This window comes from Nocardioides sp. BP30 (genome assembly GCF_029873215.1).
GTDB lineage: Bacteria > Actinomycetota > Actinomycetes > Propionibacteriales > Nocardioidaceae > Nocardioides.
This window is the reverse complement of the sequence record NZ_CP123620.1, coordinates 2,441,717-2,461,323: the sequence shown is the minus strand read 5'-3', so window position 1 is coordinate 2,461,323 and position 19,607 is coordinate 2,441,717. Positions and strand designations below refer to the sequence as shown.

Annotated in this window: 15 protein-coding genes and 1 riboswitch; of the genes, 6 read left to right on the top strand and 9 right to left on the bottom strand. The window is 72.5% G+C overall.

Going from position 1 to position 19,607, the window contains the following annotated elements:
- Positions 1–26 precede the first annotated feature (26 nt).
- Complete coding sequence (locus tag P5P86_RS11600; protein ID WP_280607591.1) at positions 27–1,133, bottom strand: GH12 family glycosyl hydrolase domain-containing protein; 1,107 nt, start codon at positions 1,131–1,133, stop codon at positions 27–29.
- Between the two features lie 153 nt (positions 1,134–1,286).
- Complete coding sequence (locus P5P86_RS11595) at positions 1,287–2,537, bottom strand: arginine deiminase (protein WP_280607590.1); 1,251 nt, start codon at positions 2,535–2,537, stop codon at positions 1,287–1,289.
- 126 nt (positions 2,538–2,663) lie between these two features.
- Here P5P86_RS11595 and P5P86_RS11590 point away from each other — a divergent pair, with 126 nt between their 5' ends.
- A complete protein-coding gene (locus P5P86_RS11590; RefSeq protein WP_280607589.1) occupies positions 2,664–5,456 on the top strand; it encodes a DEAD/DEAH box helicase family protein in 2,793 nt (930 codons plus the stop codon).
- A gap of 54 nt (positions 5,457–5,510) precedes the next feature.
- On the opposite strand, the gene atzF is transcribed toward P5P86_RS11590, so the two are convergent.
- The 5 genes from atzF to P5P86_RS11565 are packed head-to-tail and all read right to left on the bottom strand — an operon-like array spanning position 5,511 to position 12,094.
- Positions 5,511–7,172 carry an allophanate hydrolase gene (atzF, locus tag P5P86_RS11585; protein ID WP_280607588.1) on the bottom strand — a complete coding sequence of 554 codons (1,662 nt, stop codon included), beginning with the start codon at positions 7,170–7,172 and terminating at the stop codon, positions 5,511–5,513.
- Complete coding sequence (locus P5P86_RS11580) at positions 7,169–9,217, bottom strand: 5-oxoprolinase/urea amidolyase family protein (protein WP_280607587.1); 2,049 nt, start codon at positions 9,215–9,217, stop codon at positions 7,169–7,171. The genes atzF and P5P86_RS11580 overlap by 4 nt, the downstream gene beginning before the upstream one ends.
- A complete protein-coding gene (locus tag P5P86_RS11575; RefSeq protein WP_280607586.1) occupies positions 9,217–9,849 on the bottom strand; it encodes a DUF1989 domain-containing protein in 633 nt (210 codons plus the stop codon). Before P5P86_RS11575 ends, P5P86_RS11580 begins: the two co-directional genes overlap by 1 nt.
- Positions 9,846–10,550, bottom strand: a complete 705-nt coding sequence (locus P5P86_RS11570; RefSeq protein ID WP_280607585.1) for an urea amidolyase associated protein UAAP1 — start codon at positions 10,548–10,550, stop codon at positions 9,846–9,848. The genes P5P86_RS11575 and P5P86_RS11570 overlap by 4 nt, the downstream gene beginning before the upstream one ends.
- Positions 10,547–12,094: an APC family permease gene (locus P5P86_RS11565; protein ID WP_280607584.1), complete on the bottom strand. Its 1,548-nt coding sequence runs from the start codon at positions 12,092–12,094 to the stop codon at positions 10,547–10,549. The genes P5P86_RS11570 and P5P86_RS11565 overlap by 4 nt, the downstream gene beginning before the upstream one ends.
- A gap of 50 nt (positions 12,095–12,144) precedes the next feature.
- A riboswitch (guanidine-I (ykkC/yxkD leader) is annotated at positions 12,145–12,252 on the bottom strand.
- A gap of 166 nt (positions 12,253–12,418) precedes the next feature.
- Here P5P86_RS11565 and P5P86_RS11560 point away from each other — a divergent pair.
- Positions 12,419–13,252, top strand: a complete 834-nt coding sequence (locus P5P86_RS11560; protein ID WP_280607583.1) for an NAD(P)-dependent oxidoreductase — start codon at positions 12,419–12,421, stop codon at positions 13,250–13,252.
- A gap of 39 nt (positions 13,253–13,291) precedes the next feature.
- Here P5P86_RS11560 and trxA read toward each other — a convergent pair whose 3' ends face one another.
- On the bottom strand, positions 13,292–13,672 hold the full coding sequence (gene trxA, locus P5P86_RS11555) for a thioredoxin (protein ID WP_280607582.1): 381 nt from the start codon (positions 13,670–13,672) through the stop codon (positions 13,292–13,294).
- A 209-nt stretch (positions 13,673–13,881) separates the two neighbouring features.
- Between trxA and P5P86_RS11550 the strand changes: the two genes are divergently transcribed.
- The 3 genes from P5P86_RS11550 to P5P86_RS11540 all read left to right on the top strand — a co-directional run bounded on the left by P5P86_RS11550 (position 13,882) and on the right by P5P86_RS11540 (position 16,489).
- Positions 13,882–15,096 (top strand): sensor histidine kinase, encoded by a 1,215-nt coding sequence (locus tag P5P86_RS11550; protein ID WP_280607581.1) that lies wholly within the window; start codon positions 13,882–13,884, stop codon positions 15,094–15,096.
- Positions 15,097–15,311: 215 nt separating this feature from the next.
- Positions 15,312–16,118, top strand: coding sequence for a peptidylprolyl isomerase (locus P5P86_RS11545; protein WP_280607580.1), 807 nt, complete (start codon positions 15,312–15,314; stop codon positions 16,116–16,118).
- A gap of 89 nt (positions 16,119–16,207) precedes the next feature.
- Complete coding sequence (locus P5P86_RS11540; protein ID WP_280607579.1) at positions 16,208–16,489, top strand: Fe-S cluster assembly protein HesB; 282 nt, start codon at positions 16,208–16,210, stop codon at positions 16,487–16,489.
- 50 nt (positions 16,490–16,539) lie between these two features.
- On the opposite strand, the gene P5P86_RS11535 is transcribed toward P5P86_RS11540, so the two are convergent.
- A complete protein-coding gene (locus tag P5P86_RS11535) occupies positions 16,540–16,980 on the bottom strand; it encodes an OsmC family protein (protein ID WP_280607578.1) in 441 nt (146 codons plus the stop codon).
- Between the two features lie 119 nt (positions 16,981–17,099).
- Between P5P86_RS11535 and pepN the strand changes: the two genes are divergently transcribed.
- Positions 17,100–19,571: an aminopeptidase N gene (gene pepN, locus P5P86_RS11530; protein ID WP_280607577.1), complete on the top strand. Its 2,472-nt coding sequence runs from the start codon at positions 17,100–17,102 to the stop codon at positions 19,569–19,571.
- The last annotated feature ends 36 nt before the right edge of the window (positions 19,572–19,607 follow it).

Sequence of the window (19,607 nt, the reverse complement as noted above, 5' to 3'; positions counted from 1 at the left end):
CGGGGCTTGCCCGGTGTCTGTCCGACTCAGCTGTCGGCGAGGGCGAAGTCGCTGAAGTCCCAGTGCCGGGCGACTCCGCCGGTGGAGACCGTCTCGACGCCGTAGGAGACCTGCCCGACCCGCGGATCGGCTGTCGTCAGCTTGCGTGCGGCGGCATCGGCGATGAACGACTTGAGGTCGAAGGTGCCCTGCCCGATGTCGTCGACGTCCGTCGGCACGTAGGCGACGTACGACGGCGCCGCGTCGTAGACGTCCCAGGTGTGACCGGCGAGCGCCACCCCGGAGGCGACCCTCGATCCGGCCGGCGCCTGCTTGACGTTGTGCGTCCAGATCATCAGCTCGGTATCGCCACTGCTGGAGATCCCGTTGAGCCAGATGTCGAAGGCGTCGTCGTAGATGCAGGCCGAACAGTCGGCCGGATCGGTCTGCGCGAAGCTCGCCTCGAGCCTCGGGAACGAGGACAGCTTCGGGTCCTGGGAGAAGTCGGTGCCCCGACCCCAGTCGTGATAGATCCGGCGCATCGAGGGGTAGGCCTGGACGGCTCCGCCGTGATCGGTCACGGCGGCGTCGACGGTCCAGTGGCTGGTCGAGTACACGCACATCGTCTGCCGGTACTCCGGGTAGACGCCCCACTCCTCGGCCGAGGCGTTGTAGCCGCCGCCGAGGTCGGCGGAGCCCTGCCCGGTCGGGTTGCCGGCGGTGGGGTAGAACGCCGCGACGGTGTCGGCCGGCGTGCAGGGCCCCCCGGGCGTCGTCGTTCCCGTCGGGGTGGACGACGACGATGCCGGTGGCGAGGAGGAGGCGGTGGACGGGGTGCTGGACGGGGTGGTAGAGGCGGTGTCGGACGGCTGCGAGGTGTCGCTCGGGGTGCCGGTCGGGTTCGCCGTGCCGGTGGCCGACGGCGTCACGGTGACCGTCTCGGTCGGGACCGAGGTCACCGTCACCGTCTGGTTCGGGACGCTGCACCGGATGGAGAACGTCGTGGTCGTCGCACCGACGTCCAAGGACGGCGAGGCGCTGCAGGTGGCGGTCGGCGTCGTGTCGTCGGCCTGGGCGATACCGTAGGCGGCGCTGCCGCCGGCGACGACCAGCGCGCTGGCGATCACCACTGCTTTCGAGATGCTGAGGTTCACCGTCAACTCACTCCTCGAGTCTCGTGGGTTCGTTCGGACGTCGGACCCCGCCCACGACGACGCCGTGCGCCGGTCCGTAGGACTGGTGCCCCCTCGTCGAGGGGGCATCCGGGCACTTCCCCCAGATCGGGTAGCCGGATCCTCGCCGCGCCCTCAGCCGACCGCGTCGCGCTCGATCGGGCAGCTCAGGCATCGCGCGCCACCGCGTCCGCGGCCGAGCTCGGCACCCTCGATCGGAACGACCTCGATGCCCTGGTCGGCGAGGTAGCGGTTGGTGGTGGTGTTGCGGTCGTACCCGACCACGACGCCCGGCGCGAGGGCCAGGAAGTTGTTGGCGTCGTTCCACTGCTCCCGCTCGGCGCCGGCCCGGTCGATCGGTGTGCGCAGGACCCGCAACCGGTCCAGGCCGAGCGCGTCGGCGACCACGCCGAACAGGTCGCTGTTCTCCTCGAGCTTGAAGCAGCCGTCCTCGCCGACCCGGTGCAGCGCGAAGGAGCGCAGGTCATCGGGCAGATAGGGGAAGACCGAGAACGCGTCGCGGTCCACCATCGTCATCGCCGTGTCGAGGTGCATGAAGGCACGCTGCCGCGGCAGTTCGACGGCGATGACGGTGTCGACCACACCGGCCCGGAACAGCGAGCGGGCGAGCACCTCGATCCCGGGTGCGGTGGTGCGCTCCCCCAGCCCGACCATCACCGCGCGCCTGCCGAGCACCAGGACGTCGCCACCCTCCAGGGTCGCCAGCGGTGAGGACCCGTCCTCGTCCCAGCGGCGAGCGACGCGGCCCCGGAACAGCGGATGGAAGTCGAAGACCAGCCGGGAGTTCAACGACTCCCGTCGCCGGGCCTGCTTGGCCATCGTGTTGACCGCCAGGCCGTCGTGGACGAACACGGCGTTGTCGCGCTGGAAGAGGTGGTTGGGCAGGGGCGGCAGGACGAAGTCGTCGTCGCCCAGGTGCTCCAGCAGGAGGCTCGGGCCCTGGAGCGCGGCGCCGACCTCGCGTTTCGTCACGCCGCCGATGAGGTAGCGCGCGAGCACCTCGGCACCGGTCGAGGCGACCAGCTCCTCGACCGGCGCCGCGAGGGTCGGCGCGAGCGCCAGCTCGTGGGTCAGCTGCGACGCGACGAGGTCACGGGCACCGGGCTCCTCCAGCGCGCCGGCGAGCAGGTCGGCGAAGTGGTGCACCACCACGCCCCGCTCATGCAGCGTCTGCGCGAAGGCGTCGTGCTCGTGCCGGGCCCGCTCTCCCCACAGCACGTCGTCGAAGAGCAGCTCGTCGTGGTTGCTCGGCGTCAATCGGTCGAGCTCCAGGCCGGGGCGGTGCACGATCACCTGGCGCAGCTGGCCGACCTCCGAGTCGACGTGGAAGGCGCCCTCGCTCGAACGCTCGCCGTCGACCACCACGCCGACAGGTCCCCCGCCGCGGCCCCGGGCATGCTCGGCCGGTCGGTGCTGGCCGCCGCTGGTCGCCGCTGGTCGCCGCTACCCTGTCCGCACCGGGCAGAGCACCACCGACGCCGAGGGGGCGATGTGACGACCGACGCCGACGGGTTCGAGCTGCGGACCCACCAGCGCCGGGCCCTGACCGGCCTCGACGCCGCCTGGCGCGCGGGTCGGCGGCGGTGCTGGGTCGTGCTGCCGCCGGGTGCGGGCAAGACCCTCGTCGGTCTGGAGAGCGCCCGCCTGCTGCTCGCGGGACGCCAGGTCGAACGGGTCGCCGTACTCAGCCCGAACACAGCCATCCAGGGGCAGTGGGTCCGGCAGGCCGAGACCATCGGCCTCGAGGCCGGTGACGACCGCTCGCTGTCGGCGGCGCTGACCTCGCTGACCTACCAGTCGCTGGCCGTCTTCGACCCCGATGCGGAGACGGACGAGGACGGGCATGGCACGCCGCTGATCTCGCGGCTGCACGAGAACGGCCGGCTCCTGATCAAGCAGCTGCAGGAGGCGGGCCCGGTCCTGCTGATCCTCGACGAGTGCCACCACCTGCTCGAGGTGTGGGGACGGCTGCTGGCCGAGCTGCTCGACCTGCTCCCGCAGGCCCGTGTCCTCGGGCTGACGGCCACGCCGCCTGCAGCGCTCACCCGCGGCGAGGCGGCGCTCGTCGCCGAGCTGTTCGGGCCGATCGTCTTCGAGACCTCGATCCCGGCGGTGGTCCGCGAGGGCGACCTGGCGCCTTTCGCCGAGCTGGTCTGGCTCACCGAGCCCACCCCGACCGAGCAGGACTGGCTGGCCGAGAGCGCGGAACGGTTCGCCGAGCTCGTTACCGGCCTCAGCGATCCGGCGTACGGGAGCGTGCCCTTCCTCACCTGGTTGGAGCGGCGCTTCGTGCAGCGTGCCGGCGATGCGCCCGGGTGGGAGGCGCTCGCGCGGAGCGAGCCCGCGCTGGCGCTGGCCGCGCTGCGCGTCCACCATGCTGGGCTGCTGGCGCTCCCGGACGGCGCGGTGATCGCGGAGGAGCACCGCCGCGATCCCACCGCCGACGACTGGGTGGTGCTGATCGACGACTGGGTCAAGGGCGCGCTCCTGGCGTCGCACGATCCGGCCGACGCACCGGTCCTCGCCGGGATCCGGCGGGCGCTCCCGTCCGTCGGGTACGTCCTGACGAAGCGAGGCGTACGCCGCGGGCGCTCCCCGGTGGACCGCGTCCTCGCGCGTTCGGAGTCGAAGGTGGTCGCGGCGGCACAGATCGTCTACCACGAGCGTCTCGCGCTCGGCGACGGCCTGCGGCTGCTCGTGCTGTGCGACCACGAGCGCGCCTCGGCGACCCTGCCCGCCGACCTGGACGGCGTCCTGTCCGAGCAGGCGGGCTCCGCGCACGCGGCGCTCTCGGCCCTGCTGGCCGACGTCGGCGGCAGCCCGGACGCGGTGCTCGTCACCGGCACCACCGTCGCCGGCGCACCCGCGACGCTGGCGGCACTGCGCGATCACATCGCCGCCACCGACGCCGCTCTGGCCGCCCGGCTCGCCGTCGAGGACGGTGCGGACTACGGGCGCCTGGTCGGCCCGTGGACCAGCCGCACCTGGGTCGGTCACGTGACCCGGTTCTTCGAGGCGGGCGGCTGCCACGTGCTGGTCGGCACCCGCGGCCTGCTCGGCGAGGGCTGGGACGCCCGCCGCATCACCGGGATCGTCGACCTGACGGCCGTCACGACCGCGACGGCTGTCGTGCAGACCCGCGGCCGGGCGCTGCGGATCGATCCGGCCAACCCGGCCAAGGTGGCGATCAACTGGTCGCTCGCCTGCGTCGCGGCCGGCCACCCGCGCGGCGACAACGACTGGCAGCGACTGGTCCGCAAGCACGACGGCTACTTCGGCGTCGACGACGACGGCACGGTCGTGGACGGCGTCGGGCATATCGACGCCGCGTTCTCGCCGTACCTGCCGCCGCCGGCTACCGAGTTCGAGGCGCTCAATGCGCGCATGCTGGTGCGCGCCGAGGACCGGGACGCGATCCGGGCTCGCTGGCGCATCGGCGAGCCGTACGACGACGCGCCGACCCGGACGGTGCGCATCCGCCCCGACCGCCCCGGGCGCCTCGGCACCGCGGGCGACCCGCGCCCCGTCGTGGTCAGGGAGGGTGCGCTCGAGGTCCGCAGCGGTGCGCCGCACCTGCGGCCCAGCCGGATCGCCGCCACCGCCGGGTGGACGCTGACCGGCACCGCCGCTGCCGGATGGGGGGTGGCGGCCGCTGCCGCCTCGCCCGGGCTGGCCGTGGCCAGCACCGCCCTCACCGGCCTGGCGCTCGTGACGGCCGTCCCGGCGACGGTCTGGCGCGGCCGGGCGCTGCGGGCGGAGGGCCGGCGTCGGGTCGCTGCCGCTGCCGAGCCGCCGTCGGTGACCCAGCTCGCCGGTGCCGTCGCGGACGGCCTGCACGCTGCCGGGCGCCTCCCGGTCGGTGCGGACCGGCTGCGGGTGGAGGTCGACCGGAGCGGTACGTACCGGGTCCGTCTCGCCGAGGTCGCGGAGCCCCACGCCGCGCTCTTCGCGTCCGCACTCGACGAGGTGCTCGCACCGCTGGCCTCACCCCGCTACATCATCTCGCGCTGGGTGGTGACCGACCGCGAGCGGACCGGCCACGAGCTGGCCCGGATCGGCGCCACCGGGCGGATCGCACCGGACGGCGAGGTGTGGCACGCCGTGCCGTCCGTGCTGGCCGGGAACGCCCAGGAGGCCGAGCAGTTCGGACGCGCCTGGGACCACTGGATCGGCGGCGGCGCCCCGCTCTACACCGGCTCGCCGCGAGGCTCCGGCGTGCTCGCCGCCCAGCGAGGCGCCGACCCGTTGGCGGTGACGACGATGATCAGGCGGCAGTGGTCGTGAGGCGACGGCCGGGGCCCGTCGGCCGTGGCTGGTCCGACCACGCCGGCGCCGGCCTCACCGCGACGCCAGCCAGCCCCGCCATCCGCCGTGCGCGGTGATCTCGCGCTCGGGATCGACACCGTCGGGACCGCAGATGAAGCCCGTCACCACCCGGCCGTCCGCGAGCTCGACCTGGCCGAGGCCGAGTGGCGCCGCGATGGTGGCCAGGAAGCCGCCGATGCGGGCGGTCGGCAGGGACCACAGCTCGACCTCGAGGCCGGTCCCGGCAGGAGTCCGGCCCGCCGAGCCGGGCGCGCGGATGAGGCCGGGGCGCGGCAGCGGCCCGTCGACCAGGTACATCCGGTAGTCCGGCGCCGTCTGCGTCCGCTCGACGAAGGTGCCGCCCCGGGCGACCAGATCGGCGTTGAGTGGCTGCCCCGCCAGGTGCGCGCCGGCGACGGCGACCACCATCCGCTCCTCGCCGACGGCTGCCTCGACGGCTGCCTCGACGGCTGCCTCGACGGCTGCGTCCTCGGGGACGGGTGACGGCTCCCCCAGCCACCCCGCCACCAGCGCGAGCAGCATCCGATCGCCGCCGGCCGGCGCGAGCAGCTGGACGCCGAAGGGCAGACCGTCACCCCGGGCCCGCCCGGGGAAGGCGATGGCGCACAGGTCCAGCAGATTGGTCATGTTCGTGAACCGGCCGAGCGCGCTGTTGGCCCCGACCGGGTCCGCGGCGACCTCGGCCAGCGTGGGATGCGTCGGCGTGACCGGCAGCAGCAACGCGTCGGCGAGGTCCCACACCGGCACCGTCGCGCGGTCGAGCTCGGCGAGCCGGTGCAGCCCACGGAACGCGTCGACGGCCGTCGCCGGCGGCGCGCCCGCCACGATCGCCCGCACCGTCGGATCGACTGCCGGGTCGTCGTCGAGCACGTCGCCGAAGGCCAGCTGCCGCTCGGCGACCCACGGGCCCTCGTAGAGCAGCCGTGCGGCCTCGAGGAAGGGCGCCACGTCGACCTCGACGAGCTCGAACCGGTCGGCGGCCTCCGCCACCGTGGCCTCCCACGCCGCTCGGTGCTCGACCGAGAGACCCAGGTCTCCGCGAGGCACGGCCACGACCGGCGTCGCCGGCACGCCACGCTGGACCACCACCCTGCTGAAGGGGTCCGCCGCGTCGTAGGCCGCCATCACGTCCAGCACCTGCGCGGCCAGCCGCACGGTACGGCTGAAGACCGTCACGCAGTCCAGCGAGCGGCACGCCGGCACCACGCCGGTGGTCGGGACCAGCCCGCGGGAGGGCTTGAGGCCCACGATGCCGTTGAACGCCGCCGGCACCCGCCCGCTGCCGGCCGTGTCGGTGCCGAGCGCGAAGTCGACCTCGCCCGAGGCCACCGCGACGGCGCTTCCCGAGCTCGACCCCCCGCTGACGTGCTCGGGTGAGTAGACCGAGTGGCACGCGCCGTACGGCGAGCGCGTGCCGACCAGGCCGGTCGCGTACTGGTCGAGGTTGGTCTTGCCCACCGGAGCAGCACCTGCCGCCAGCAACCGCTGGACCGCTGTCGCCGACGAGGCGGCCGGCGTCGTCCGGCGAGGGTCACCCGCCGTCGTCGGCACGCCGAGGAGGTCGATGTTGTCCTTGATCGCGAAGCTCAGCCCGTCGAGCGGCCCGCTGCCGGTCACGAAGCCGGATGCCTCCTCGAGGCTCCACCGCCTGATGTAGGTCGGCTGGTCGCTCACGAGACCCACCTCTCCCGCTCGGCGTCGAACGCCGCGCGTCGTCTGGTCCGGATCGCCCGGATCTGCTCGGCCGCCTCCTCCTCGATCGCGCGCACCTCGGCGATCGAGAAGGTCGCGGGGCGGGTGTGCAGGTCGGCACGGCCCGCCGTGATGTCGGCTCGTTGCCGGGCCAGCTCCTGCGCCGTGACCGGGCGGAACCGGATCCGGTCGAACTGGCGCAGCAGCCACGGCTGCGGGTCGCGGTCGGGCTGCTCCGCGATCAGCCGCCACACCGGGACGGTGCGCCCCACCAGCTGGTAGCCGCCGGGGCCCTCCATGCCGTAGACACACAGGTAGATCCCCCCGATGCCGACGGCGTTCTGCGGCGTCCAGGTGCGTGCCGGGTTGTACTTCGTGGTCACCAACCGGTCCCGCGGATCGATCGGAACCGCCACCGGAGCGCCGAGGTAGACGTCCCCCAGCCCGACGACCAGGTAGGTCGCCCGCTGCACCACGTCGAAGACCTCGTCGCGCTCGTCGAGGTCGTTGACCCTCCGGATGAACTCCACGTTGTCGGGGCACCACGGCGCGTCCGGCCGCACCGAGGTGGCGTAGCGCCGCATCGCCTCGTGCGCCTCCGGGTGGTCGAAGGCGATCGGGAGCGTGACCTCGCGCACCGGAAGCTCTACCGTCTCCGGGTCCGCGAGGCCGGCGGCCAAGCCGACCAGGCGCGCGGCGAGGTCCGGCAGCGCCAGCCGGTCGTCGTCCACCGCCACGAGCACCGAGCGGACCCCTTCGACGACCTCGGTCACGCCGGACGGCGCCTGGGTCCGCAGCGCCTCGGCGAGCAGGTGGATCCAGACCCTGACCGTCAGGTTGAGCTCGGCCGAGCCGGCCTCGACGAGCAGGTGCCGGTCGCCCGAGCGCCGGATCGTGTACGCCGGCGCGCTGCCCGCGGCGGGCTCGTCGGCGAGCGGTGCCGGGCGGTCCGGGGACGCCTCGCCGGTCTCGGCCGCCTCGGCGGTCCCGGTCGTCCCGGTCGTCCCGGCCGTCTCGTGGGACGCGGCCAGTGCGCGCGCCCTCGGCAGCGATGCCCCGGCGCACGGCCGCAGCGCCTCCAGCGCATCGCGGCGTACGGCGATCGCCTCCTCCGCGACCGCCGGGGTGACAGGGACCAGCCGGACGGTGTCGCCGGGCCGCAGCTGGCCGAGCATCCACAGGTCGGCGCCGATCACCACCGCCGGCACCACGAACCCACCCAGCGACGGCCCGTCCTTGCCGACGATGACGGGCGTGTCGCCCGACAGCATGATGCCGCCGACCGGGTAGGCGGAGTCGTGCAGGTTCGACGGGTGCAGTCCCGCCTCGCCGCCGTCGGTGCGCGACCATCGCGGCATCGGCCCGACGAGCCGGATGCCGGTCCGGTCCGCCCGGTGGTCGACCTGCCAGGACGTCGCGAAGAGCTCCTCCACACCGTCGGCGGTGAGGTACTCGGGCGCACCGTGCGGTCCGGCGATCACCCGCAGCGTCCACGCGTGCCCGAGCGGTGGGAGCAGCTCGGTGACGTCCACCGGTGCGAGCAGGTTGCCCTCGCCGCCGAGCGGCAGGACGTCGCCGACCACCAACGGGCGGCCCTCGAGCCCGCCGAAGCCACCGAGGATGAAGGTCGCCCGGCTGCCGAGCACCCGCGGCACCTCGACGCCGCCGCGGACGGCGAGGTAGCCGCGCATCCCGGCGCCGGCGATCGGGCCGACGTCGAGGACCTGGCCGGCGCGGACCCGGCGTACCTCGCCTGGCGGCAGGGGGCGGCCGTCGACGGTGGCCTCGTGGGCGCCCCCGCCCACGCACACCAGCCGGTCGTCGTCGAACTCCAGGACCGGCCCGCGGACGACGCACTCGAACCCGGCGGCCAGGTGGCCGTTGCCGACCGCTGTGTTGACCAGCGCGAACGAGAGCTGGTCGAAGGCGCCCGAGGGCGGTACACCGACCGACCAGTAGCCCGGCCGGCCCTCGGCGTCCTGCAGGGTGGTCTGCACGCCCGCGTCCAGCACGGTGAGCTTCGCCATCACGACCACCACCCGAGCAGCCGCACCGGCGTCGGGTCCCAGCCGTTGCAGGGGTTGTTGAGCTGCGGGCAGTTGGACACCAGCACGAGGATCTCCCGCGCGGCGGTGAGCTCGACGTGCTTGCCGGGCGCGGACAGGCCGTCGTCGAAGTGCAGGTCACCGTCGGGCGAGACCGGCACGTTCATGAAGAAGTTGATGTTGTGGCCCAGCTCCCGCGGACCGATGCCCGCAGCGGCCCCGTAGGCGAGGAAGGTCTGCCGACAGGCGTGCTGGTGCCGGGTGTGCTCGCCGTACCGGATGACGTTGGACTCCTGGGCGCAGGCCCCGCCGATGGTGTCGTGCCGCCCGACGGTGTCGTCGGTGATCACCGCCAGCTCGTCGAGCCGGGTGGAGAGCAGCCGCGAGCCGGTGGTCAGGAAGACCGCGCCCTGCTCGCGGATGGTGTCGAAGGCGGAGTACTTGTTGCGCACGTCCGCGGCGTCGAAGAGCAGCGTGTCGGCGGCCTGGTTCCCGTGCAGGTCGACGATCCGCAGCCGACCACCCGCCGGCACGCGGACCAGCGCGCCGTCCCCCGCCTGGACCGTCCGGTCGTACGTCGCTGTCTCGACGGCCGCGATCTCGGTGAGCGTCATGCGAGCACCCTCCTGCTCATCTCGAGCGCACGTGCGCTCTCCTCGCGCCAGCCCCACGACGCGTCCGCGGCTGGGACCACCGGCTCGGCCCGATCGACGCTCACCTCGACCGACGCCGGTGCGTACACCCCCGGATCCAGCGGGTGCGGCGCCGTGCAGAGCACCATCAGCACGTCGTGCTCGGTGCGCAGCGTGACGGTGTCCCCGGCGGCGGCGTGCCCGGCGACGAAGGCCATCGAGGCGCGGGCGTCGTCGGCGATGGCGACCTTGCTGAAGAAGTTGACCGGCGCGTGCAGGTCTCGCTCGTCGAGGCCGTGCTTGGTGAGCTCGCTGACCAGTCCGGTCCGCGCGCTGCGGCGCCAGTCGTTGCGATCGGCGCCGTACGACGAGGCGCCGAACCGGGCCAGGTGTCCTTCCGAGCCGAACCCGCCCAGGCAGTCGTGCCAGTCCAGGCTCGAGGCGACGACCGAGGCCAGCGCCAGCCCGCGGTCGGACATCAGCACCATCGGCGGCGTGATCCGCGCCGACATCTGGGCCTTGAGGGTGTCGGGGATGTTCAACCGGTCGACGCGGTCGGCGTTGAACAGCAGCATGCTGGCGTTGGCGCCGGCGGCGAGAGCGGTCAGCGTGACCAGGCGCCCTGCGCGCAGCGGGGCGGACCAGGCCGCACCACCCGGGATGACGTGGGAGTAGAGACTCATGCCGGCTCTCCCTCGGCCAGGGTCTTCTCGGTCAGGGTGATCCCGCACGCCCGGTGGTAGGACTCGCGCTTGCTGCGATAGGCGAGATAGCCGATGCCGTAGGTCAGCACCAGCACCACGATCGGCAGGTAGTGCACCACCCACCCCGAACCGGTCGGGTCGTAGACCTCGGCCCGCGGCAGTCCCAGGTTGATCGCCATCAGGAGCTGGAAGACGACCGCTACCGCGTTGATCGCCATCCCTGCCCGGCCGAGGCTGAAGAGCGGCCGGCCGTCCTCGTCGAGGCCGGGCGCCGGGAAGCGTCCACGCAGCCGTGCGTTGAGCAGCGGCACCGTCACCATCAGGTAGGCGATGTAGAGCAGCATGATGCAGACGCTGGTCAGGGCCAGGAAGAGGCTGGCGTTGCCGATGTTGACCACCAGGAACAGCGCCGCGCCGACGCCGGGGACCACCGTGGCCAGCAGCGGCGTACCGAAGCGTGGCGAGACCCGCCCGAGCCGCGTCGAGCCGGGCAGCACTTGGTCGCGCGCCATCGAGAAGATCATCCGCGCGGCGGCCGTCTGGATCGCCAGGGTGCACACGCTCACCGCGAAGGCGACGTCGATCAGCAGCAGCTTCCCCCAGAAGGTGCCCAGCTGGGTGGTGAGGACGTAGGGCAGGCCGAGCAGACCGAGGTTGCCGTCGGTGAGACTGGGCGCGGCCATCAGCGCCGCGACGATCACGAACGCCCCGGCGATCCCCGAGATCACCACGGCGCGCACGATCGTCCGTGGGGTGGTGGCCCGCGGCCGGTGGGTCTCCTCGGCGAGCTCGCCGGCGCTGTCGAAGCCGACCAGCACGTAGGCGGCCATCAGCGAGGAGACCAGGAGCGGGATCGCGTACCCGGTCGAGTGGTCCAGGCCGGTGTGGTGCAGCACCACCGACGGCCCGCGCTCGTGGTGCACGAGCAGCAGGACCACCAGGAGGACGATGCCGACGAGCTCGCAGGTCACGCCGACGCTGTTGACCACGGCGGTGATGCGGACCGAGAGCGCGTTGAGCAGGGTGGTGACGGTCAGCAGGACGACGCCGAGTACGACGGCGTTCGCGGCGCCGTCCTTGCTCGCCACCGCGGTGTCGCTGCCGACCAGCTGGAAGCCGCTCCACACGGTGGGCAGCACCACCTGGAGGGCGATCGCCGCGGCTGCGAGCGTGATGATCTGGGCGATCACCATCGTCCACCCGGCGAACCAGCCGAGCGTCGCGCCACCGAGGCGCCGCGACCACTGGAAGACCGCCCCGGAGAGCGGGTAGCGCGCCGCCAGCTCGGCGAAGCAGAGGGCCACCATGAGCTGCCCGGCGAAGACCACCGGCCAGGTCCAGAAGAACGCGGTGCCCCCGAAGGAGAAGCCCAGCCCGAAGAGCTGGAAGACGGTCGTCATGATCGAGACGAACGAGAAGCCGGCAGCGAACGACGCGTACGGACCGACGCGGCGGGTCAGCTGGGGGGTGTAGCCGAAGGTGGACAGGTCAGTGGCACTGGCGCTGTCGTGGTGTCCGGACATGGTGCCTCCGTCAGGAGTAGCCCGAACACACGGCGCGCCCGGGCCTGTCGGCCTCCCGGGCTTTTCTCCCGCCGTGGAGCGCTGCGTCGTCGTCGTCGCCGCGCCTGCCCCTCTCGGACCAGACCTGCCGGAGCAGCGGAACCCTAGGGGCGCCCCGCCACCTGGACGGGTCATCTCTATGACACCCAGGGCCGGTTTCGGATGGCGGCGCGGTACGTAACGAGTGTGTGAACGGTCTCGGCGGGTCAGACCGGTCATCGCCTGCTCGGGTGGCTACCGGGGTACCGATCGCCCACGAGCAGCACCGATCAGCAGGGAGCAATCATGAAGGTCACCGTCCTGGGAGCCGGGAACATGGGATCGGCGATGGCCTTGCGGCTGGCCGAGATGGAGCACGAGGTGACAGCGTGGAACCGCAGCCCCGAGCCGCTCGAGCCGCTCGCCGGCGAGGGCATCGCGGTGACCGAGGATCTCACCGACGCGGTGAGCGATGCGGCGGTCGTGATCACGATGCTGACCGACGGCGACGCGGTCCGCTCGGTGGCCGAGCAGATGCTCCCGGCACTCTCCGGCGACGCGGTGTGGGTGCAGGCCTCCACTGTCGGCGCAGCATGGGCCGACCGGCTGCGGGTGCTGGCCGATGAGCACGACCGGCTGATGCTGGACGCACCGGTCTCGGGCAGCACAGGACCGGCACGCAGCGGCTCGCTGACCTGGCTCGTCGCCGGCTCCGGCACCGCACTCGACCTGGCGCACCCGGTCCTCGACAGCCTGGGCGAGCGGGTCCTCCTGGTCGGCGAGAGCCAGGAGGCCAGCAGACTCAAGCTGGTCGTGAACGCCTGGATGAGCGCGGCCACTGTCGCGATGGCGGACGCGTTGCGCGCCACCGACGCGCTGGGGGTCGCCCGCCAGTCGCTGATCGAGGTGCTCACCGACGGTCCCCTGGGCATGCCCTACGCGCTGCAGAAGGCACAGCTGATGAACAAGCAGGAGTACCCCGCCGGCTTCCCGGTGGCGCTGGCGCTCAAGGACATCCGGCTCCTGCAGCAGGCCGATCGGACGACACCGCTGCTCGACGTGGTCGAGGATCGGTTGCGCGCTGCGAGCGAGGCCGGCCGCGACCGCGACGACCTGGCTGCCGTGGCGAGCGTCGACTGAGGCTTCGCCGGGCGCGTGACCCGGCGGGTGGGCCCTACCTCAGGCCTGCTCGCCCTCGGTGCCCTCGGCGGCCTCGGCGGCCGCGATCGCTGCGTCGACGTCGAACTCGACGACCGCGTCGATCACCTGCTTGAGGGCCTCGGCGGGCAGCGCGCCGGGCTGGGAGAAGACCAGCTTCCCCTTCTTGAACGCCATCAGCGTCGGGATCGAGGTGATCTGCGCCGCGGCGGCCAGGTCCTGCTCGGCCTCGGTGTCCACCTTGCCGAAGACGATCTCCGGGTGCTCCGTGGAGGCCTGCTCGAAGATGGGCGCGAACATCCGGCACGGGCCGCACCAGGACGCCCAGAAGTCGACCAGCACGATCTCGTTGTCCACGACCGTCTGCTCGAAGTTCTCCGACCCCAGGGTCGCTGTCGCCATCACCGTCTCCTCGCCCGTTCGACGCCGGCCGGTCGCCCGCGCTCATGGACACAACCGTGCGCGGGTGGACGTTGTTCCACCCCTCTCCTCGGCGGGTCGGCCCGAAGACAGAACTTTCACGTCATCGGGTCGTTACCTTGTGTACGGCGCCGGGTCTCACCGGCGCGAGGGGAGGGCACCGCGATGATGCCGGGAAGCGGGCCGACCCTGTGAGCAGTGATCCTGAGCCTGAAGCGTTCCCCTCCACCGGGAAGGCCGGTGCCTACCTGGCCTGCTGGCCGCCCGAGGACGACCTGATGGCGCTGTGCGAGCTGGCCGCGCACGGGTGCGAGGCCCCGATCGCCGCCATCGACCTCCTGCACGGGGGCCGGATCCACACGATCGTGCTCTACGGTGCCGTGCCGCTGGAGTCCGAGGCCGACCCGCCGCTGACGATGGCGGCCCTCGCCGCGGACCAGGACGTCTACCTCGAGAACGTCCGGGAGGACCCGCGCTACGCCGCGGCCTGTCACGACGTACGTCTCGGCGAGGGGCACATGTACGCCGCCTCCCTGCTGCGCGATCCGCAGGGCGTCACGATCGGCGTCCTCAGCGTCGTCGATCCCCGCGCCGACCGCCGTCCGGAGCGCCGGCGCAACACCGTCTTCCAGCGCCGGCGCATGCTGGCCACGCTCGGACGCCAGGTCGTCGACCTGTTCGAGCTGAGCGTCCGCACCGAGGACCTTGCCCGCACCAACGCCGAGCTCGAGCGCTCCCAGCGGCACCTCGCGGCCTTCACCGCGCAGATCAGCCACGATCTGAAGAGCCCCCTGACCGCCACCCTGGCATGGGCCGAGCTGATGGCGGGGTTGCCGGCGGTGGCCCAGGATCCCGACGCCTCGCACTACCTCCAGCGCTGCACCGCGTCGGGTCGACGGATGCTCGCCATGATCGACCAGATCCTGGAGTACGCCGGCATCGGCGGCGCGCTCGCCCGACGGCCGGTGCCGATCGAGGAGGTCATGTCCGCCGTCGTCGAGGATCTCGGCGAACTCGCGGACCGGGGCACCATCCGCTGGTCGGGCGTCGACGTCAACGCCGATCCGGTCCAGCTGCGGGCCGTCGTGCAGAACCTCGTCGTGAACGCGCTGACCTACACCCACGACGGCGTCCCGGCCGAGGTGGAGGTGACCACCCGCGACACTCCGGTGGGCACCCAGCTGGTGGTGGCCGACAACGGCACCGGCATCCCGCCGCGCTTCCGCGATCACGTGCTGCTGCCCATGACCCGGCACCGCACGGACGTCCCGGGCATCGGCATCGGGTTGTCGACCTGTCACCGCATCCTCGCCGATCACGGCGGCACCCTGGAGATCCGCGACCGGCGTGGCGGCGGGACGGCCGTGGTGGCCACCTTCCCGCACCCGCGAGGCGTCACTCCCTGACAGCCGAGGCGTCACCGTGTGACTGTTGAGGCGTCAGCGCGTGGCCGTCGGGACGGTCGAGGCGACTCGTCCTCGCGGGGCTCGGTGAGCTGGCCCACGGATCCCTCCCCCTGCGGACGCCGCCACCGTCGCAGCCCTCCGGACCCTCCGGGGCCACGACGGCAGCTACCGGTTCCGCGTCGGGAGGCCTTCCGGACGCACCCTAGGATCCCTCCATGCTCTCCCGCGCCTCGCTGGCCCTGACCGCGCTCGTACCCGTGCTGCTGCTCTCCGGATGCGGCAGTGCCGGCTCGAAGGCAGCCGATTCCTCGACCAGCTCGACCGCGACGACGACCACCGCCCCAGCCGGCACCGCCTCAGCCGGCACCGCCACCGGCGGGGCTCCCGCCGGCACGGCGTCGTGCTCCTACCCGACCTCGAGCGAGGGCTCGGCCGGGATCAAGGTCACCGCTCCCCCGACGACGCCGAGCACCTCCGGGACGGTCGCGGTGACGATGAAGACGTCGATCGGCGACATCGGGCTCTCGCTGGACGCTGACGGCGCGCCCTGCACCGTCAACTCGTTCGTCTCGCTGGCGAAGCAGGGCTACTTCGACAAGACCAGCTGCCACCGCCTCACCACCCAGGGCATCGCCGTGCTGCAGTGCGGCGACCCCAGCGGGACGGGCTCCGGCGGCCCGGGCTACTCCTTCGCCGACGAGCTGACCACCGCCAAGGCACTGAAGACCGACGCCGAGGCCACCAAGCAGTACCAGGCGGCCGGGCAGTCCGGTGACGTCAAGACCTATCCGGCCGGGACGATCGCGATGGCGAACGCCGGCCCGAACACCAACGGCTCGCAGTTCTTCCTCGTGTACGCCGACAGCCCGCTGCCGCCGGCGTACACGGTCTTCGGCACCATCGACGCGGCCGGGGTGAAGGCGATCAAGACCGACGCGGCGGCCGGCAGCGACGACGCCTATGGCACCGGCGACGGCCACCCGAAGAAGCCTGTCGACATCACGGCCGTGACGGTCGGGTGAGCCGGGCAACATCGTCGATCTCGCCGGTGTGAGACCCAGGGATCGGGGTACGGGCGAACACGTCATGCACCCAACCGGGAGGAGCCATCATGCTCACCCTGACCGAGAACGCCAGCACGATCGTCAAGAACATCACCCACCAGCCGGAGGCGCCTGACACCGCCGGTCTCCGGATCACCTCCGACGACGCCAGCCAGACCTTCGAGGTCACCGCGGCGCCCACGGCGCACCCGGGTGACCGGGTCGTCGAGCAGGACGGAGCGACGGTCTACCTCGACGAGCGAGCCGCCGAGCTCCTGGACGACAAGATCCTGGACGCGGCTGTGGACCCCGAGGGCCGGGTGGAGTTCGCGCTGGGCCCGCAGGCCTGATCCGCCGGCGTCGCGACGCGACGTCTCCACGTCACATCCCGAGGGCGCGCTCAGTCGAGCGCGCCCTCGACGTATGCCACCGGGGCGCCGAGCTGCACGGTCCGGCCCACCGTGCACAGCCGATCGCGGATCCGGTCCAACGTGGCGGGCACGACCGCGCGGGCCGCATCGCCGCCCTCGCCCGCGGGGAAGGTGACGTCGAAGGTCACCTGCAGGTTGACCACGTGGTTGCCGTTCTCGTCGCGCACCACGTCACCCGACGAGCGCGCGGCGAACGTCTCGAACGGCGCCCGCTTGCCGGTGATGAAGTCGAGATCGAGCGCGCCACAGGCCGCCAGACCGGCGAGCAGCAGCTCGACCGGCGAGAAGTCGACCCCGTCCGCCATGCCCACGCTGACCACACCGCCGCGTCCGTTGGTGGCCTGGAACAGGTGCTCGCCGACCTTCTGCAGATCGATGGATCGCCGGTCACCGCTCGTCGCATCACTCACGCGCACAGCGTGCCAGACCAGTTGCGAGGCCGCGTGCCCGACCGGCTGCCAGACCGGTTGCCAGACCGGCTGCCAGACCGGCTGACGGGCGCCTCACCGCAGCACCTAGGCTGCCCCGTGTGGCGAGTGTCCAGAATCCCTTCCGCAGTCTCCAACACACCGAGGCGCAGGCCCGCAAGGCGCAGCTCCAGGTCCTCGGGTACGACGTCAGCCTCGATCTGGCCGGCAGCGAGACGGAGTTCTCCTCGCGGACGGTGATCCGCTTCGACTCCACCGGCGGGGCCACCTTCGTCGACCTCAAGCCGGTGCGGCTGCACGCGATCCGGCTCAACGGCCAGCCGCTGGACACCGCCCTGCTCGACCGCGGTCGCTTCCCGCTGCGCACCCAGAGCGGCACCAACGAGCTCGTCGTCGAGGCCACGATGCGCTTCCGCAACGACGGCGAGGGCCTGCACCGCTCCGTCGACCCGGCCGACGGCAAGCACTACGTCTACGGGATGTCGTTCATGGATGCGGCGCCGAGCGTGTTCGCCTGCTTCGACCAGCCCGACCTGAAGGCGCCGTACACGCTGCACGTCCGCGCGCCGCACGACTGGGTCGTGCTCGGCAACGCGCCCGGGGAGCAGGTCGGCCCCGGCGAGTGGGAGTTCGAGCAGAGCCAGCCCCTGTCCACCTACTTCGTGACCGTCGTCGCCGGGCCCTATCACGTGATCAGGGACGAGCACCGGGACGACGACGGCGTCATCCCGCTCGGGCTCTCCGCCCGGGCCAGCCTCGCTCCGCATCTGGAGCGCGACGCCGACGAGCTCTTCACCCTGACCCGGCAGTGCTTCGAGGAGTTCCACCGCCTGTTCGGCATTCGCTACCCGTTCGCCAAGTACGACCAGGCGTTCGTCCCCGAGTTCAACGCCGGCGCGATGGAGAATCCCGGCTGCGTCACCTTCCGCGACCCGCTGATCTTCACCTCCCGCGTGACGCGCGGCGTCCGTATCCAGCGCGCCACCACCGTCGCGCACGAGATGGCGCACCAGTGGTTCGGCAACCTCGTCACGCCGGCCTGGTGGGACGACCTGTGGCTCAACGAGTCCTTCGCCGAGTACATGGGCAACCGGGTCACCGCCGACGTCACCGAGTACGCCGATGCCTGGGCCGACCTGTCCTACGCCCGCCGACAGTGGGGCCTGGTGGCAGACCAGCGGCCTTCGACCCACCCTGTCGCCGGCAACGGCGCCGTCGACGCGGTGGCAGCGCTGCAGGACTTCGACGGCATCTCCTATGCCAAGGGCTCCGCGATCCTGCGCCAGCTCGCGGCCCGGCTCGGCGACGACGTCTTCTTCGGCGGTGTCGTCGACCACTTCACGCGGCACCGTTTCGGGAACGCGACCATGCACGACCTGCTGGCTTCCTGGCAGCGTGCCGGCGCTCCCGACCTCGGCGACTTCGCCACGCAGTGGCTGCGCACGGCCGGCCCCGACACCATCACCTACGACCGCGCCTCCGCGACGCTGACCCGCACTCCCCCGGCAGCCCACCCGGCGGAGCGCTCGCACGCCTTCCAGGTCGCGGTCGGCAGCGACGCGGGCTGGCGCACCGAGCCCGTCGCCGTCACCGCCGCATCCACGCCGCAGTCACTCACCACCGAGAGCAACAGCGACGCGATCGTCCTCGACCCCTACGACGACACCTGGGCCGTGCTCATCCCCGACCAGATCACGGTGGACGCGCTCAAGCGCCTGCTGCCCACCATCACCGACGAACGGCTCCGGGCAGGCGTCTGGAACAACCTGCGCAACGGCTTCCACAACGCCGCCATCGCACCCGCCGACCTGATCGACATCGCCGTGGCGAGCTTTCCGGTCCAGGACACCGAGGACACCGCTCGGCGCACGATCGCCTGGTTGTTCCGCGACGTCGTCCCGGTGGCGCCGCAGGGTTCGCTGTCCCGGCTGCACGATGCGGCGGTCGCCACCATCTCCTCGACCCGCGAGGGTTCCGAACAGCAGCTCGCCGGCTTCCGAGCCGCGATCCGCTCCGCCGAGGACGCCGAGGTCCTGCGGGGCTGGCTGACAGCCACACCGGCGGGGATCGACCTCGACCTGGACCTGCGCTGGCGCCTGCTGGGCCGGCTCGCCGCCCTCGGCGCGATCAGTCGCGAGGAGCTGCAGGCGGCGTACGACGCCGAGCCCGCCCATGACGCGCGGGTCGCCCTCACGGGTGCACTGTGCTCACTGCCCGACGCGCAGGCCAAGGCCTACGCGTGGTCGGTGTTCACCGGCGAGACCGACCTGCCCAACTACGACGTCGCGGCTGCCGGCCAGGGGCTGTGGCGGGGCCCCGAGGAGCTGACGTCGCCCTACGTCGAGCGGTACTTCGACGAGCTCCCCGCGACGGTCAAGGTGCGCTCGGGCTGGGTGCTGGCGACAGCGGCCGAGGCGTTCTTCCCCTCCGGATCCCTCCATGCCTCCACGCTGGCGCGCGCGCAGGCCGCCATCGAGCGACCCGACCTCGACCCGCCGCTGCGCCGCGTCCTCGTCGACTGCGCCGACCAGCTGGCGCGCCAGCTCGCGGTGCACGAAGCGTACGAATCCTGAAACTCATCCACCCGTAACTCACATGACTGCGTTCCG

Bases quoted from the DNA above. Each gene is read 5' to 3' on its own strand.
- P5P86_RS11560 (WP_280607583.1), top strand. From the start codon at position 12,419: ATGAAGGTCACCGTCCTGGGAGCCGGGAACATGGGATCGGCGATGGCC.
- trxA (WP_280607582.1), bottom strand. From the start codon at position 13,672: ATGGCGACAGCGACCCTGGGGTCGGAGAACTTCGAGCAGACGGTCGTG.
- P5P86_RS11565 (WP_280607584.1), bottom strand. From the start codon at position 12,094: ATGTCCGGACACCACGACAGCGCCAGTGCCACTGACCTGTCCACCTTC.
- P5P86_RS11570 (WP_280607585.1), bottom strand. From the start codon at position 10,550: ATGAGTCTCTACTCCCACGTCATCCCGGGTGGTGCGGCCTGGTCCGCC.
- P5P86_RS11540 (WP_280607579.1), top strand. From the start codon at position 16,208: ATGCTCACCCTGACCGAGAACGCCAGCACGATCGTCAAGAACATCACC.
- P5P86_RS11575 (WP_280607586.1), bottom strand. From the start codon at position 9,849: ATGACGCTCACCGAGATCGCGGCCGTCGAGACAGCGACGTACGACCGG.
- P5P86_RS11545 (WP_280607580.1), top strand. From the start codon at position 15,312: ATGCTCTCCCGCGCCTCGCTGGCCCTGACCGCGCTCGTACCCGTGCTG.
- P5P86_RS11580 (WP_280607587.1), bottom strand. From the start codon at position 9,217: ATGGCGAAGCTCACCGTGCTGGACGCGGGCGTGCAGACCACCCTGCAG.